The sequence below is a fragment of the Tahibacter amnicola genome, from assembly GCF_025398735.1.
Taxonomy (GTDB): Bacteria; Pseudomonadota; Gammaproteobacteria; order Xanthomonadales; family Rhodanobacteraceae; genus Tahibacter; species Tahibacter amnicola.
In genome coordinates, this window is sequence record NZ_CP104694.1 from 4,196,170 (window position 1) to 4,213,002 (window position 16,833).

The 16,833-nt window shown below is 65.6% G+C and carries 11 protein-coding genes and 1 pseudogene; 9 read left to right on the top strand and 3 right to left on the bottom strand.

All coding sequences use genetic code 11. From position 1 onward, the window contains the following. Position 1 precedes the first annotated feature (1 nt). The 8 genes from N4264_RS16310 (at position 2) to N4264_RS16350 (ending at position 12,718) form a co-directional block, all read left to right on the top strand. Positions 2–1,465, top strand: coding sequence for an efflux RND transporter periplasmic adaptor subunit (locus tag N4264_RS16310; RefSeq protein WP_261693299.1), 1,464 nt, complete (start codon positions 2–4; stop codon positions 1,463–1,465). Continuing rightward, complete coding sequence (locus N4264_RS16315) at positions 1,462–4,668, top strand: efflux RND transporter permease subunit (RefSeq protein WP_261693300.1); 3,207 nt, start codon at positions 1,462–1,464, stop codon at positions 4,666–4,668. The genes N4264_RS16310 and N4264_RS16315 overlap by 4 nt, the downstream gene beginning before the upstream one ends. A 149-nt stretch (positions 4,669–4,817) precedes the next feature. Next, positions 4,818–5,405, top strand: coding sequence for a GspH/FimT family protein (locus N4264_RS16320; RefSeq protein ID WP_261693301.1), 588 nt, complete (start codon positions 4,818–4,820; stop codon positions 5,403–5,405). 17 nt (positions 5,406–5,422) lie between these two features. Continuing rightward, positions 5,423–5,893, top strand: coding sequence for a type IV pilus modification protein PilV (gene pilV, locus N4264_RS16325; RefSeq protein ID WP_261693302.1), 471 nt, complete (start codon positions 5,423–5,425; stop codon positions 5,891–5,893). Between the two features lie 8 nt (positions 5,894–5,901). Beyond that, entirely contained in the window at positions 5,902–7,119 is a 1,218-nt protein-coding gene (locus N4264_RS16330; protein ID WP_261693303.1) for a PilW family protein, read from the top strand. 8 nt (positions 7,120–7,127) lie between these two features. After that, on the top strand, positions 7,128–7,592 hold the full coding sequence (locus N4264_RS16335) for a pilus assembly PilX family protein (RefSeq protein ID WP_261693304.1): 465 nt from the start codon (positions 7,128–7,130) through the stop codon (positions 7,590–7,592). Positions 7,593–7,724: 132 nt separating this feature from the next. Then, on the top strand, positions 7,725–12,269 hold the full coding sequence (locus N4264_RS16340; RefSeq protein ID WP_261693305.1) for a pilus assembly protein: 4,545 nt from the start codon (positions 7,725–7,727) through the stop codon (positions 12,267–12,269). A 38-nt stretch (positions 12,270–12,307) separates the two neighbouring features. After that, positions 12,308–12,718, top strand: coding sequence for a type IV pilin protein (locus tag N4264_RS16350; protein WP_282563015.1), 411 nt, complete (start codon positions 12,308–12,310; stop codon positions 12,716–12,718). A 54-nt stretch (positions 12,719–12,772) separates the two neighbouring features. Here the strand turns inward: N4264_RS16350 and N4264_RS25890 are convergent. The 3 genes and pseudogenes from N4264_RS25890 to N4264_RS16370 all read right to left on the bottom strand — a co-directional run bounded on the left by N4264_RS25890 (position 12,773) and on the right by N4264_RS16370 (position 16,020). Further along, a pseudogene (locus N4264_RS25890) lies at positions 12,773–13,461 on the bottom strand (lipid-A-disaccharide synthase N-terminal domain-containing protein). Continuing rightward, entirely contained in the window at positions 13,406–15,316 is a 1,911-nt protein-coding gene (locus N4264_RS16365; protein ID WP_261693308.1) for an ATP-binding protein, read from the bottom strand. Before N4264_RS16365 ends, N4264_RS25890 begins: the two are co-directional and overlap by 56 nt. Beyond that, a complete protein-coding gene (locus tag N4264_RS16370) occupies positions 15,313–16,020 on the bottom strand; it encodes a response regulator transcription factor (protein WP_261693309.1) in 708 nt (235 codons plus the stop codon). Before N4264_RS16370 ends, N4264_RS16365 begins: the two co-directional genes overlap by 4 nt. Before the next feature lie 225 nt (positions 16,021–16,245). On the opposite strand from N4264_RS16370, the gene N4264_RS16375 reads away from it, so the two are divergent. Then, the gene (locus N4264_RS16375) at positions 16,246–16,833 is read left to right on the top strand and encodes a rhodanese-like domain-containing protein (protein WP_261693310.1); all 588 of its coding nucleotides are present in this window, start codon (positions 16,246–16,248) and stop codon (positions 16,831–16,833) included.

Here is a 16,833-nt window from a genome sequence, read left to right on the forward strand (position 1 = left end):
CATGTCACCCAGACCCTGGCTCCTGTTTGCCGCCGGCCTCCTGGTCGGCACGCTGGCAACGGCGTGGTGGACGTCGACGCGACCGTCCACCCCCACCACGCCTCCGGTGCCGGAACGCAAAGTGCTGTACTGGTACGACCCCATGGTGCCCAACCAGCATTTTCCGCAGCCGGGCAAATCGCCGTTCATGGATATGGCGCTGGTACCTAAATACGCCGACGAGCCGGCCGCACCGGGAAGCGTCGCCATCGATCCCCGCCTGGTGCAGAACAGCGGCCTACGCACCGGGCGCGCCACCCGGGCGTCCCTGCGCAGCCCCGTCTACGCGCCGGCAACCATCGAGGCGGACGAGCGCCTTGTCAGTGCGGTGCAGGCGCGAGTGCCGGGCATTGTCGAAACACTGCACCTGCGTACGCCATTCTCCGCCGTTCGCGCCGGCCAGCCGTTGCTGACCATCCTCGCACCCGAATGGACGGCCGCCCAGGAGGAATACCTGGCCCTGCGCCGCGCCACGGCCCCTGGGCTCGACGCGCTGCAGGCGGCAGCGCGCCGCCGCCTGGTGCTGCTGGGAATGGACGACGTCGCGATCCGGCAGGTCGAGCGTTCCGGTACGGCGCAGACCCGGCACGTCGTGCGGTCGCCGCGTGACGGCGTGCTGCGCGAACTGGCAGTGCGGGAAGGCGCCTCGGTGTCGCCCGGCGCCGCCATGGGCCAGGTCGCCGGACTCGATACGGTCTGGGTCCAGGCGTCCGTCGCCGAAACGCAGATCGCGCATGTCACGGTCGGCACCCGCGCGGACATCACCGTGCCCACATGGCCCGGCGAGCGCCGGTCGGGTGTCGTCGACACAGTACTACCGCTGCTGGATCCCGCAACGCGCACCCGAACGATCCGGATCACGCTGGACAACGAAGGACATCGCCTGGTCCCCGGCATGACCGCCCAGGTTCACTTCGCCCGGGAAGGCGACGTCGCCGTCCAGGTGCCCAGCGAGGCAGTCATAGCGACCGGACGACGCCACGTCGTGATCGTCCGCGACGATGGCGGTTTCCGGGCGCAGGAAGTGCGCATCGGTGAGGAAAGCGGCGATCGGACAGCCATCCTGGAGGGCATCGCCGAGAACGAAGAAGTGGTGCTCTCAGGCCAGTTCCTGATCGATTCGGAAGCCAGTCTCCGCGGCACGCTCGCGCGGCTGGAAAACCCCCAGGCGGAGGTCACGCCGGCGTTCGACGCCACCGGTATCGTCGAGGCCATCGATGGCACGCAGTGGACGATTGCGACCGACTCGATCGACGCCCTGGATATGCCGGCCATGCGCATGGGCTTCACCGCGCCACCCTCGGCCGGTATCGCGCCGCAGCCCGTCGGCGACCGCGTACAGCTTCGATTCCGGCGCAATGCGGAGGCCTGGGAGCTTGTCGCCGTCACCCCCGTCTCCGCCGACACACAGGACCGCCGCCCATGATCGAGCGAGTGATCCGCTGGTCGATTCACAACCGGCTGCTCGTCATCCTGGCAACGGCACTTCTGACCATCATCGGCTGGCAGGCACTTCGCCAGACCCCGGTCGACGCCCTGCCGGATCTGTCCGATGTCCAGGTGATCGTGCGGACTACCTGGCCCGGACAGGCACCGCAGATCGTCGAGGACCAGATCACCTATCCCTTGTCTGCCACGTTGCTGTCGGTGCCAGCGGCACGCACGGTGCGCGGCTATTCCTTTTTTGGCGAGTCCTACGTCTACGTGCTGTTTGACGACCGCACGGATCTCTACTGGGCACGCTCGCGCGTCCTTGAGTATCTCAACCAGGTGCAGTCACGCCTGCCCGGGGGCGCGGTCACCGCGCTGGGGCCGGACGCCACGGGCGTAGGCTGGATCTACGAATACGCCCTGCGCGACACCAGCGGAAAACACGATCTGTCGGAACTGCGCGCCGTGCAGGACTGGTTTCTCCGCTATGAGCTCAAGAGCGTGGCAGGTGTGGCCGAAGTCGCCAGCGTCGGCGGCATGGTGCGCCAGTACCAGATCATCGTGGACCCGGACCGGCTGCGCGCCCGCGGCCTCTCCCATTCGCGCATCATCGACGCCGTGCAACGCGCCAATGGCGAAGCCGGCGGCTCCGTGCTCGAGCTGGCGGAAGCCGAGTACATGGTCCGCGCCAGCGGCTACCTGCGAACGCTGGACGACCTGCGCGCCATCCCCCTGGCGGCCGACTCGCGCGGAGTACCGGTTCAGCTGGGCGATGTGGCGCGCGTCCAGTGGGGCCCGGCGATGCGGCGCGGGATCGCCGAACTCAACGGCGAAGGGGAAGTCGCCGGCGGCATCATCGTCATGCGGTCCGGCGAGAACGCGCGCCAGACCATCGCCGCGGTGAAGACGAGGCTTGCTGAGCTGCGTGCGTCGCTTCCGCCGGGGATCGAGATCGTGGAGACCTATGACCGGTCGGACCTGATTGACCGCGCCATCGACCATCTGCGCGGCAAGCTGATCGAGGAATTCCTCGTGGTGGCGCTGGCCTGCGCGCTGTTCCTGTTCCATGTCCGCTCGGCCATCGTTGCCATCGTCGCCCTGCCACTGGGCGTCCTTGCTGCCTTTGGCATCATGCGATTGCAGGGCATCAACGCCAACATCATGTCGCTGGGCGGGATTGCCATTGCCATCGGCGCCATGGTCGATGCCGCGGTCGTCATGATCGAGAACGCGCACAAGCGACTCGAAGCGTGGCACCACGCCCATCCGGGACGCACGCCCGCCCCCGCCGAACGCTGGCAGCTGGTGGCTGACGCGGCGAGCCAGGTCGGCCCGGCGCTCTTCTTCAGCCTGCTGATCATCACCCTCTCCTTCGTCCCGGTGTTCGCGCTGCAGGCCCAGGAAGGACGACTCTTCGCACCATTGGCCTACACCAAAACCTATGCGATGGCTGCGGCCGCAGCCATCTCCATCACGATCGTTCCGGTGCTCATGGGTTACTGGATCCGCGGCCGTATCCCCGAAGAATCCGCCAACCCGGTCAACCGCCTGCTCGTCGCGATGTATCGGCCGGCACTGCAGGCGGTGATGGCACACCCCCGGCTGACAGTGGTATCTGCGCTGGTGATCCTAGCCGCCACCCTCATACCGCTGCAGCGCCTGGGAAGCGAATTCCTGCCGCCGTTGGACGAAGGCGACCTTTTATATATGCCGACCGCCCTGCCGGGCCTGTCCGCCGGCAAGGCCGCACAGGTGCTGCAGCAGACCGATCGCATGATCCGGAGCGTGCCCGAGGTCGCCAGCGTGTTCGGCAAGATCGGCAAGGCCGATACCGCCACGGATACGGCGCCTATGGAGATGATCGAGACCACCGTGCGGCTCAAGCCACGTGCCCAGTGGCGTCCCGGCATGACACCCGAGCGCGTGGTCGCCGAGCTGGATACGGCAGTGCAGATGCCCGGCCTGACCAACCTCTGGGTGCAGCCGATCCGCAATCGCCTGGACATGCTGGCAACCGGCATCAAGAGCCCGATAGGCATCAAGGTCAACGGCAATGATCTGGCGCAGATCGACCAGGTCGCCAAGGCCATCGAGGCCGCGGTGAAAACGGTACCCGGCGTCCACTCGGTACTGGCCGAGCGCCTGACCGGTGGCCGCTACGTCGACATTGACATTGATCGCGCCGCCGCCGCACGCCGCGGCCTCAACATCGCCGACGTGCAGAGTGTCGTGCGGTCCCTGATCGGCGGCGAAGATATCGGCGAATCCATCGACGGCCGGCGCCGCTTCCCGATCTCCCTGCGCTACCCCCGTGAATGGCGCGATTCGGTGCAGAAGCTGCGCGAGCTGCCCATCATCACCGATGCCGGGCTGTGGCTGACTCTGGCCGATGTCGCGCGCGTGTCCCTGGCCGACGGGCCGCCCATGATCCGCAGCGAAAACGGACGTCTGACGGGCTGGATCTACGTCGACGCCAGCGGGCGCGACCTGGCCGCGCTCGTCCACGCGTTGCAGCGGCGCATCCAGGAAACCGTCACGCTGCCGCCGGGCTATTCGATCAGTTGGTCAGGCCAGTTCGAATACCTGGAACGGGCGGCGGCAAGACTGCGCGTCGTGGTTCCAGCCGCCATCGCCTGCATCTTCCTTTTGTTGTTTCTCACCTTCCGCCGTATCGACGACGCACTGCTCATCCTGCTCAGCCTGCCCCTGGCCCTTGTCGGCGGACTTTGGCTCATCTTCCTGCTCGACCACTCGGTATCGGTCGCCAGCGTCATCGGCTTCATTGCACTGGCAGGCGTCTCCGCCGAGTTCGGCGTACTGATGCTGCTTTACCTGAAACAGGCCTGGGAGCGGCGACTGGCGGCCGGCGAACCCGCCAACGCCCATACCCTCGATGGCGCCATCTACGAGGGTGCACTGCAACGCGTGCGTCCAAAGGCCATGACAGTGACCGTCATCCTGGCTGGCCTGATGCCAATTCTCTTCGGCGACGGCACCGGCGCGCAGATCATGCAACGGATCGCGGCGCCCATGGTGGGCGGGATGGTGACGGCACCCGTCTTGTCGATGCTCGTCACACCCGTGTTGTTCCGATGGTTGCGCCGGCGCGAGCTAGCACGCGATTCACTTCATACCCAACCGCATGGCCGCGAGGTCGACTCCACCAAGCCGCGCACCGAAGACATCGGCGGCGAATAACTTTTCCTATTTTTCCACCTATACACAACCGATACGTTTGGGTACTCAGACATTCATTGCGGAAATCGACGCCCGCACGATCTCTTCTCGCGCCTTGTTCCGACCATGACACAGGGGAATATTCACCGCGACGAGCGGGTTCGCCAGCAGTGCTAGGCTCCGACGCCATCGATAGGGATATCGGAGTCATCGTGCAGACGGGAGCGGCATCGCGCGCCACCGGGCAGGCCCGTGCGGCAGGGTTCACGCTGGTTGAGCTGGTCATCGTTGTTCTGGTCGTCACCCTGCTGACGGCCCTTGCGCTACCTTCCTACGTCAACGTGACGCGTGCCAATCGCGCAACGACACAAGCTGCCGAGTTCCTGACGGCGATCAACCTGGCACGCACCGAAGCCATCACGCGCGGCATGCGGATTTCGCTCTGCCCGAGCGCCGACGGTGCCACCTGCGCTGCAGGCACCGACTGGTCCGGCGGCTGGCTGGTATTCGCCGACCGCGCGGACGTCGGCATTCTTGGCAGTACCGACACCGTGCTTCGCGTGTGGCCCGCACTCGCCGGCGCCGACGCGCTGAGCGGCGACATCGCCGTAGTCAGTTTCACCCGCGACGGCGCCGTCACCTCCGATACCGATGTGCAATGGACGCTGCGTCCCCAGGGTTGCCAGCAGGACCAGCAGCGCCGCATTCGCCTTGGCCCGTACGGCCGATCCAACGTCAGCAAGGAGACGTGTTCGTGATGCCCCCCGCTATCCCGGTGCGCGCGGTGCAGTCGAGCCCCCGGTTGACCCGTCGCGCCGCAGGCTTTTCGATGATCGAGGTGCTGGTGGCCATCGCGGTGATCGGCATCGGACTGCTCGGCCTGGCCGCGCTGCAGATCTTTTCCGTCAAAGCCAATCAGAGCGCTAACTACCGCACCCAGGCCACCGCGCTCGCCTATGACCTGATGGACCGCATGCGGGCCAATCGTCCGGGCGTCGTGGCCGGACAGTACTACGCCGCGTTCAGTGGCGGTACCGGCCGCTGCACGGGTGCGGCGCCGACGACCGGGCCGCTTGCCGCCCGCGACCTGCACGAGTGGAAATGTGCCGTTCGTGATCAGTTGCCATCCGGTGACGGACGCGTGCAGATGCCGGGCGGGCGAATCATCGTCTCCATACGCTGGGCGGACGCACGCTGGTCGGCCGGCGACCCGACGGCCGAATTCACCTTGACGTCATCCCTCTGAGGCCCGGCATGCGCCACTACCGCTTTCCGGCACGCGCCGGTGGAATGTCGCTGATCGAAGTCATGGTCGCCATCGCATTGTCGGCCCTGATCCTGCTGGGCATCACCCAGATCTTCGGCGCGAACAAGGCCAGCCATCAGCTGCAGAACGCCCTGTCGCGCATCCAGGAAAACGCCCGGTTCGCCCTGATCGCGCTGGAACGGGATGTGCGCATGGCGGGCTACCTGGGTGGCGGCAACGATCTCAACCGCACCGCGGCCGGCAACGGCAACTTCACCAACCACCTGGCTGCCAACGGGATCGACACCGACGCTTTTCCCTATCGCTTTCATCGAGCGCTGGAGGTGTTCAACGCCAATGCACTGGTGACCGCGGCCAATCCGCCGGTCGGTGGTGCCAATGACTGGACACCGGCCCTGCCCGCTGCGCTGGGCAACGCGCGGCCGTTGCAGGGGTCAGACATCCTGGTGCTGCGCTTCTTCAGCGAAGAGAGCATCCCCCTGACCGGATTCAACCCGGCCGATGACACCTTCACTGTGCTCAAGGACTCATTCCCCGACGGCAAACCGTTCACCGCCAGTGGCATCTACGGCGTGGGCAACTATCGCTTCGCCGATGTGTTCCAGGCCACCCACGTCGAGGGGCATCGCATTGCAGCGGGTTACACCGCGGGCGAGCCCGGCAATCGCTACCAGTACGACCCGCAGAATTCCCCCGGCCGCACCTGGCGCGGGGATCGCGAAGTGGAATACGGCGTACAGGGCACCGGTCAGCGCTGGTGGAATGCGGAGCTGCACCGCGCCAACTACGTCGCCTACTACGTCGGACAGGGAGCCGGCGGACAGCCGGCGCTCATGATGCAGACACTGACGTCGACGGGCTCGGTGGAATCGCGCGAGTTGCTGGAGGGCGTGGAGAGCATCCAGGTGCTGATCGGCCGCGACACGGCGGTTCCGCCCGATGACACGGCAGACACCTACGTCACCGCTGCCGCATTGATCGAAGGCAGCAGCGGCGAAGCCCAGCGCGACGAACGGTGGCGCCAGGCTCGTTCGCTGCAGCTGGCCTTGCTGATCCGGAGCGTGGACACCTTCAACAGTCCGCAGCCGACCGATCGCCAGTACGTCCTCCTCGACCAATCCCTGACACGTCCCGATGACCGGCGCCTGCGCCAGATCTACCGGACGACCGTTTCGCTGCGCAACCGCATCAGCAACGCCCAATGACCGCGTCCATGCACTCACGCCACCTCGCTCCGATCGCTCCGGTGCGCCGCCAGTCCGGCGCCGTTCTTTTCGTCAGTCTCATGATCCTGATCCTGATGATGCTGCTCACGCTCGCGGCCGCACGCATGACCGCTATCCAGGAACGGCTCGCCGGCAGCTTCAAGAATCACCATGACGCCTTTGAATCGGCCGAGCTGCAGTTGGTCAGCGGCGAAGGCGTCGTGGTCGATCCGCTCCGGCAGCCGGATGTCGCCTTCGCCACCATCGCCGACGACACCACCACTCCCTGGTACGGCTGGTATGCCGAAGGGCCGGAAACCCCCGTCGAATCGGTCCACCGCGTGCGCATCGGGCAATCGTTGAAGTTCGGCACGGATCCGCTGCGCGAACCGAAGTTCTTCGTCGTCTCCGCCGGCGCTCCTGGAAAGGACACCACCGCGACTGCCGCGGTGCAATCGACCTATGTGTACTAGGCGATCGCCGCCCGTCGCGCATCGTACCTGCCGTGGCCCTGCGTCATGGGGTCCGCACCCGATTCAGCTACCTGCCCTCTCCTGACTGCCTGACCAGATCATTCACCCTCTCATCCGTAAGGGACTACCGGAATGACGCACACTCACTGGCGGTGCACCGCCGGCGCATGCCTGCTGACCATTGGTGCCGGCCTTCTCAGCCCCATCGCCATGGCTGACATCCCGATCGCCGACGATCCGCTGTTTACCAGTAGCGGACAACCGCCGCTCATGATGATGGTGATGTCCCGCGACGAGCAGCTTTTCATCAAAGCGTATACGGACTACACCGACCTTGACGGGGACGGTCTGCTCGACACCACCTATCAGAACCGGTTCGAGTACGCCGGCTATTTCGATCCCCGCCTGTGCTACGCCTACATCGGGGAACGCTTCAAAGCCGCCGGTGCAGCGGCTGACCACCAGTGCAGCAATGCCTGGAGCGGCAATTTCCTGAACTGGCTCACCATGAGCCGCCTGGACATGCTGCGCTTTGTCTTCTACGGCGGATACCGCTCAACGGATGACACGAACACGGTGCTGGAACGTGCTCACATTCCCTCGGATCTGCACGCCTGGGTGAAAACCTACAGCGGCAGCGACATTGCGCGGTACACGCCTTTCACCTCGCCGATGTCGTTCTGCAATGCCTCGTTCAGTGACGCGGGCGCGCCAAAGCTGCGCGTTGCCACCGGCATCTGGACCGAGTGGGCATCTACCGCGCTCAACCAGTGCAACTGGCGCGAAGACGCCAACAGCGAAGCCCAGTCCGACAGCCCGCCACGGGCAACTACCGAGTTCGTCGTGCGCGTGGAGGTCTGTGCGGCGGGCGCCAGCGCGTCGCGCGAATCCTTCTGCCGCCCCTACGGCGCCAACGGTGCCACGTTCAAGCCGGCGGGTCTGCTCCAGGAGTACGGCGAGAACGGCGCGATGCGGTTTGGTCTGCTGACGGGCAGCTATGCGGCGCCGCGCAGCGGCGGCGTCATCCGTCGCAATATCGGCAAGATCGCCGGCAACAGCGATAACCGCGGCTGCAGTACCGGCGATGAGATCGACAAGGCGACTGGCCGCTTCTGCAATCAGCGCCCCAACGACGAGGGAATCATCAACACGATGAATCGCCTCAAATTGACCACCTGGGATTACAGCAGCCGCTGGACCGACTGCAATACCTACAGCATTCTCAATCGCCAGGGCTATGGAACGATCAACCTCAACAACCCCGGCTCCGTCACCCGCTCGCAGAACTGCAGTGCGTGGGGTAACCCGGTATCCGAAATGTACGCGGAGGCGCTGCGCTACATTGCGGCCGCCCCGCGCACGGAGGCATTCGCGACGGGTACTGACCTCGCGGGCCTGCCCCGTCCCACCTGGCAGGACCCCTACCGCCTGCCGCGTGACGGCGGCAATGCCTATTGTGCCAATTGCAGCATTCTGGTTCTTTCCACCGGACTGAACTCCTTCGATAGCGACGAAATCCCGGATGTGCCGGAACTGGGCAGCGCTGCAACGGCCACCAACACCGTCGGAGGCCACGAGCAGATCACCGGCGACTACCTCGTCGGCCGGGTTGGTGCAACGCCCAAGGGCGAATCCATCGCCACGCACGAAGACCTCTGCACCAGCAAACCCGTCGCAGCACTGGGCGAAGTCCGCGGCATCTGCCCGGACATTCCTTCAATGGAAGGCAGCTACCTGCTCAGCGGCCATGCGCACAAGGCATTCACCACCGACCTGCGCCCACGCCTGACCACGCCGTCCGGGCAGCCCAAGCCCGCCAGCCACAAGAACCGCGTACAGACCTACGCCGTCTCGGTGGCAGAAAACCTGCCGACGTTCCGGGTGCCGGTCGGCAACGGCCATGTCTCGCTCGCACCCTTGTGCCAGGCCAACAACACCGGTGCCGCGACCGCGGAATCCAGCGGATGGCGCAGCTGCTATCTGGGCGCGGTCGGGGTTGGGCCCAAGGTGTCGCGTGTACAGCCCGGCCACACCTACGGTCGTCCTCTCGAGCCCGACGGCACGGCGGGAAGCTTTTCACTCGTCTGGGAAGATTCCCAATGGGGAAATGACCACGACAATGACGTGGTCTCGCTGATGACCTACTGCGTCGGAAGCCGGTGCACCCGGAAAGGCACTCCCGGCCAGACGTACTACGACATCTGCTGGCGGTCCACCTCGCCGGCCTGCGGCCCGAACGGAATGCCCGTCGTCGGCGAGGACGAAGTACTCGTACGCATCGAGAACCTGTCCGCCTATGCCGGCAATGCCATGCTCACCGGATTCGCAGTAACCGGTTCCGGCGCGACCGATGGCGTCAAGCGGCTGGCCCTGCGTCCCGGCGGGGCCAACGGCAGCGTGCTGACCTCCACCGCGGCGCCCCCCGTGACCTGGGCGCCACCGCAGGTCCTGAAATTCCGGGCCGCCAGCGGCGGCGCGCGAACGCTGGAAAACCCGCTGTTCTATGCGGCGAAGTTCGGCAGCTTCCGCGACGCGGACAACGACAATCTGCCGGATCCGGGCGAATGGGATATCCAGGTACCCGGAAAACCCGATGCGTTCTTCCCGGTGCGGGATCCGGCGCGACTGAAGACCGAGCTGCGCAAGGTGTTCGAAGCCATCATCTCCGATGCACGCCCTGCAGCCAGCCTTGCCACCAGTTCGCCGCGCTTCGTGCCGGGCAGCACGCTCACCTACCAGGTCTCGTACAAGCCCGGTGAGTGGTCCGGCGACGTGCAGGCGTTCCGGCTGAACCCCAACGGCACGCTTGGCAACAAGGTCTGGAGTGCGGACGAAAAGATGCCTGACGCCGCGTCCCGCCACCTGGTCACCGCTGTTCCGAATGGCGCAGGAGGGCGTTTTGTCGGCGCACCGTTCAGCGCCGCCACCTATGCGACGGAACCGCTGCGCAGCGAACTGATGGGTGACCTGCCCGTCGACCAGTTTGCACTCGATGACGTCGTCGCGTACCTGCGCGGCGACGCCTCGAAGGAAGTTCCCGCCGGCCCGTTCCGTCGGCGCACGCACCGGATCGGCGACATTCTCAGCTCCACCCCGGCAGTCGTCAGCCGGCGCAGCCTGGGCTACGCCGTGCTTCCGGAACGGGTTGGAGGCGTTGCGACAGGCGCGTCGTCCTATCGCGCCTTTGTGGAGAGCAAGAGCACACAGCCGGTCCTGTTTGTCGGCGCGAACGACGGCATGATGCACGGCTTCAGCGGTCACGATGGCGGTGGCGTGGAGCTCTTCGGCTATGTGCCGGCGGGCATCACCGGCCAACTGCACCATCTGGCGCGTCCCGCCTACTCGCATCGCTACTACGCCGACGCATCGCCCCTGGTCGGCGATGCCTTCCTGGGCGGACAGTGGATGGAAGTGCTGCTCAGCAGCATCGGTATCGGCGGACGCGGCGTGTACGCACTCAATGTCAGCGGACTCGGGCAAACCGGGCAGTTCGGACCAGGCAATGTGCTGTGGGAGTTCAACAGCCAGGTCGATCCGGACATGGGGCGCCTTCAGGAACGGCCGCAGATCGCGCTCCTGCCGGATGGTCGATGGGCGGCCATCTTCGGCAACGGATACAACAGTGAAAATCACCGCTCGGTGCTCTTCATCCGCGATCTCGCCAGCGGCGATCCGATCGCCAAACTCGACACGGGCCAGGGCTCGCCCACCGACCCGAATGGCATGAGCGGCGTCGCAGCGGCCGATACCGATGGTGACCGCGTGGCGGATACCCTCTACGCCGGCGATTACCACGGCAATCTGTGGAAATTTATCCTTGACAGCAACAACGGCTGGCACAATCCGCTCGGATCCAGTCCGCTGTTCAAGGCAGTGGACAAATACGGGCACCGCCAGTCCATCACCGGCGGCATGGATGTGGTGGCCAATCCCATCGGCGGCACCGTGGTGCTCTTTGGCACCGGCCGCTACCTCAATACAGACGATGCCAATCCGGGACAACATGAGCCGGACGGCAATCCGCTGGTCAACTCGATCTACGGCATCTGGGACAGCGGACCGGCTGCGCAAAGCATCCAGCCCAGCGCCCAGTCCCGCTGGGAATTGCTGCGGCAGCAACGCGTCACCGACTACCGCAACGGCTATCGGGTATCGACGCAGGAGCCGGTCGGCTATCGGACCGCCGCCAATCCGCAGGGCCGGTTCGGCTGGTTCCTGGACCTGGAGTACATCGACAACGGTGTGGACCGCATGGCCGCCGAGCGCGTTCTTGCCGCGCCGGCCGTAATCCTGGGTACCGCGTTGTTCAATACGTTCCGGCCCCAGGGCGATTCCTGCCAACCCGGCGGACTCAACGGACTGATGGAACTGGACGCGCTCAGTGGTGGTGCAAGCTACGCGGAGATCCCCGCGGGCGGAACGAATCCGCCACCACCCCGGACCGGCGGAACCGATATTGGCAACGGCCCCCCGCAGGGCGAACCCGTGCCGGTGGTATCCATCCAGCCGCCGCCGGCAGTGCCTGAACTCGGCTGCGATCCCAACGACCCGGCCTGCTCGTTCACGCCGCCTACGATCAGCACGACCCGCTGCCTGTGGACCTATCCCAACACGGCCAACAAGGCGATCCAGGCCCCGATTCCCTGCGGACGCGTCTCGTGGCGGCAGGTGCACTGATGGAAGTCGCTCATCCCCGTGGAAACCCGAGACGCATCATGCACTCATCGTCCCACCGCCCCGGCGCGATGCGCGGATTCACCCTGATCGAACTGGTCATCGTGCTTGCGATCGTTGCCGTCCTGGCAACGGTGGCGATACCGGCCTATCGGGGCTACGTCCTGCGCAGCCATCGAACCAAGGCCCAGGCTGACCTGATGGAAGTGGCGCAGCTGCTGGAGCGGCAGTTCACGATCGACCGCAGCTATCTGAACTTTGCCCTCGCACCACCGATGGACCAGTCGCCCCGCACCGGGGATGCAACCTACCAGATCAGTTTCGCGCAACGCAGCGCAACAGCGTACGTGTTGCAGGCGACACCCGTCGAACGGCAAAGGGAAGACACCTGCGGCACCCTCACCCTGGCCCAGACCGGCGCCCGTACGCCGGTCGCCGATTGCTGGCGTTGATGGCATGAACCGGTCGCGGCCCGGCACCCCAAGCGCCGGCCGCGACAACAACGGTCAGGCCTCGTTCTGCGGCGGCTTCTCCGCCGATCCGTGACGCATGAGCAGCCACAGGTTCCGGGCGTACACGAAGGGCAGGAACATGCTGCCCAGGATAATGGGCAACTTGTCGATATGAATGGCATAGAGCAGTGTCATGGCGCTGCCCCAGAAGCTCAGGTGCCAGAAGATCGGAGGTACGACCACGCGCTTTTTTTCTCCGAGTACAGCCACTGGATCAGGAAGCGCATGCTGAAAAGCACGTTCCCGAAGATGCCGAATGCCGTCCAGTACAGGGAGTCGACGTAGACCCACGGAACATAGGGGCCAAGCAGGGGCTCAAGAAAGCCAGTGGGTTCGGCCATGGCGGCATGTTCTCCTCGGCGACCCGCGCGGCCTGGTCGGGCCCGCGGCGCGCTACTGCAAAGAAACGGTGTACGGCGGGCGTGCCATCGGGTCGGCGACGCGCACCCGACGGGCGACTCTGCCGGCCGAACCCTTGCCGGGTTCAGTCGCCCAACTGCGGGTGGCCAGCGACTGGAACCACCGACTGGGGCGTACGGCAGCCGGTAATTATGGCACCTGCGGCGCTGCCGAAAAACCCGCCGGACGCTGGCGGGCACAGCGGCCTGGCGCACGGACCGGTGACGGTCAGGCAGGTCCCGATCGCTGCAACCGAACCTCGAAGCAGGCCCCGGGGTGTGCATCGACCACGCATACCTCACCGCCCATGGCCTGTACCAGTTCGCGCACCAGTGCCAGCCCAATACCAGTGCCGGTGGTTTGCCGGGTCATCTCGTCTTCGGCGCGATAGAACAGCTCGAAAATTCGCGTCGCCTGGGAGCGTGGCACCCCCGGTCCAAAGTCACGCACTCGCCAGACAACCCGCTCGGGCCCGTCGCACCCGCCACTCACAACGAGCCGTCGCTGCTCCCCTCCGGCTGCAAACTTCAGGGCGTTCTCCACCAGGTTGAGCATGACCTGCACGAACGCGTCGGGGTCGGCGGCCATTTCCACCCGGTCGCACTCCTCCTCAAGATGGAACTCCGCCTGGAAACCCGCCTGAGCGATCGCCACAGACACGCGCTCCTCGACCATGGCCAGAGCAGAGGTCATCGCCACCGGCTCGATCCGCAGCCTCTCGTCGTGGCGCTCCATCCGCGCCAGCTGCAGCACGCTCGCAATCAACCGCGACAGGCGCTCGCTTTCGGAAAAAATGTAGCCGCAATACTCCCGTTGCTTGGCCTCGCTGGCCCAACCCTCGCGCAGAATCTCGGCATACATCCGGATGGACGTCAGCGGCGTTTTCAGCTCGTGGCTGACGGCTGCCACGAAATCCTGCTGCTGACGTGCCAACGCAAGCTGCCGTCTGCCGAGTCGATAGAGGCCCGCAAAGCCGGCGACCATCACGACAACCAGTACGACCGAGGTTCCGATTACGACGCGCGCGCCCGGTCCAGCGGGCAGCTCGCGGACTTTCCAGAGCAGCGAAAACCGGTCAAACGGTGCAGACAGTTTGAGCTGGTAGAGCAGCTCGCCGCCCTCGCTGGCGCGCTCCGACGCCCCTTGCGCCGCGGGCGTGACATGGACGACGTCGTCGCCGAACGCCACGACCAGGTCGCTGTACTGACCCAGCGCCGATTCCTGGAACGGTGCGGTCATCGTGGCAGCCACAAAGGCCTGAACATCCAGCAGAGCGCCCTGCAAATGCCGCCGCCCTCCCTGCCATACTTTGCGCACGAGCAGCCCATGGCCCGGAGGAACGGCGACGTAGTCGAACGGATCCAGCTCGCTTTCCTGCACGGGCGAGGCGCTACGGGCCGAGCCGGTCGCGACGACGACGTTCTGTTCGGTCCGCTTGGTCCGCGGCGCCGCGAAGGCCTTCAGCCGCTGCTGGTACGGCAATGCCTGCTGCGACTGCATGGGCGAGGCACCCTGCGCAAAGGTGTTGCCAATATTGAGATCAGCCACTTGCACCTTCGACGCCGGCTTGGTGATGCCGGGATGTTTCAGGCCGGGGGCATCGTCGTTGGTGGCGACATTGGCAATCCCTTCACCAGAAGGCAGTGCCACGGCGCGGCCACTGCCCTGGACGATACCGAACAGGCGACTGCGCAGCCGCAGGCGTTGCGCCAGTTCGGCCGTCGCGATGCCCCAGCGCTGCGCCTCGGTTGTGGAGTCCGGGAGGAATGGCACCCGGAAAACACCGTCGCCGTCCACTTCGAAATAGCCCTGGACACCCGGCAGCGCAGTGCGCGGCGGTACGTCACTCAATTCCGCCCGCGAGGCGAAATTCGACAGGTTCTGCGTATCCGTCAGCACGGTGAATCGGTAGGCCGAGGAGGAACGCGCTTCTTCGGCCGCTACCAGTCCCTGCAGACCGGTATCGATGCGAAGCCCGAGTTCCTCGGCCAGCGTCCGGTACTGCGAAATCGTTTCCCAGCGCAGCTGCAGCACGCTGTGCCGCACCAGCACCAGGATTGGTACCAACAGTGCCGCGAACAGCAGGCCGAGCAGGGCCGCCAGGCGACGCGGACTGGCCGGCACAGGGCGTCGGCTCATGAGGGTTTCGCCAGCAGCCGGTATCCGCCCCCGCGAACCGTCACCAGGTAGCGCGGCTGGCGCTGGTCCGCCTCGAGCTTTCGGCGCAATTTCGCAATGTGGATATCAACCGTCCGCGTTTCGATGTCCATCTGCCGGGCGTAGCCCCACACCCGATGCAGCAACTCCTCGCGCGGCACCGGCCGCTCGGCATGGGCATGCAGGTACTGCATGACATCCATTTCGCGGCGCGTGAAGCGCACCTGACGGCCACGAACATCCGCACACAGGTTGGCGATATCCACGCACACGTCATTGTCGAGCACGATCTGCGAAACCTCGGCCATCACCGGCCGCGTACGGCGCAGTACCGCCTGTATGCGCAGGACCAGCTGGGTGACCGAGAAGGGCTTGGTGACATAGTCATCGGCGCCAAGCGTCAGGCCCTGGATGATGTCTTCGTCTCCGCCGCGGGCGGTCAACAGGATGATCGCCTGCTCCGGATCGGCGCGACGCACAGACTCGCAGATCTCAAACCCGCTGCAGCCCGGCAGCATGACATCCAGCAGCAGCAGGTCGAACTGCCCCGACAGGGCCATTGCCAGGCCGCGCGCGCCATCGCCTGCGCATTCGACCTCGAAGCCGCGGTACACCAGGACATCCACCAGCCCGGTGCGAATCGCAGCTTCGTCTTCGACGACCAGGATGCGGTGTTTGGATTGCACGGGGGTCCTTGTCGCCAGATCCATCGGGAAACCACGCGGGCCTCGCGCGCCTGCGCCGCTCCCTGGAGACAGCGTAGCAACGGGCGCGCTGCGAATCATGTAAATCGTTTGTAAACCAGAGCCGCCGGAATTTGCCGAATCCGGCCTACGATGGCTGCGGACGACCACCTAGCCTGAATACGAGCCGGCGCCGCCGGTTCCTGATTCCCAAGGCCGAGGTGTCCCATGAACGTACACACGATGCTTGTCTCGCTGGGCCTGCTGCTGGGCGCCGCCATGGCGACGGCGGGCGAACCGGCAAAATCGCTGCACAATCCTGCGATCGACATGGACGGGTACCTGGCCGTCTCGGCCGAGGCGGCGAAGCACCGCGCCAGTCGCCGCGTCAGCGAAGCAGACTTCCTGCGCATGAGCCGGGAACCTGGCACGATCGTGCTGGATGCGCGCAGCCGCGAGAAGTACGACATGCTGCACGTCCGTGGCGCGATCAATCTGAGCTTTCCGGATATCGACGTCGCCAGCCTGGAACAGGCGCTGCCGGACAAGAACGCGCGCATCCTCGTGTATTGCAACAACAACTTCACGCCGGTCGACGCCTTTCCACGCAAGATGGCCACGGCATCGCTCAACCTCTCCACGTATATTTCGCTATACACATACGGTTATCGCAATGTGTACGAACTGGCGCCGCTGATCGACCTGGATCAGTCGATCCTGCCCTTCGAATCGGCATCCGGCGCCGCGCGGTCTGCCCGCGCCGGCGGCGGGGAGCCGCGCAAGATCGCCAAGGTTTTGCCGGAACCGTCACGCTAG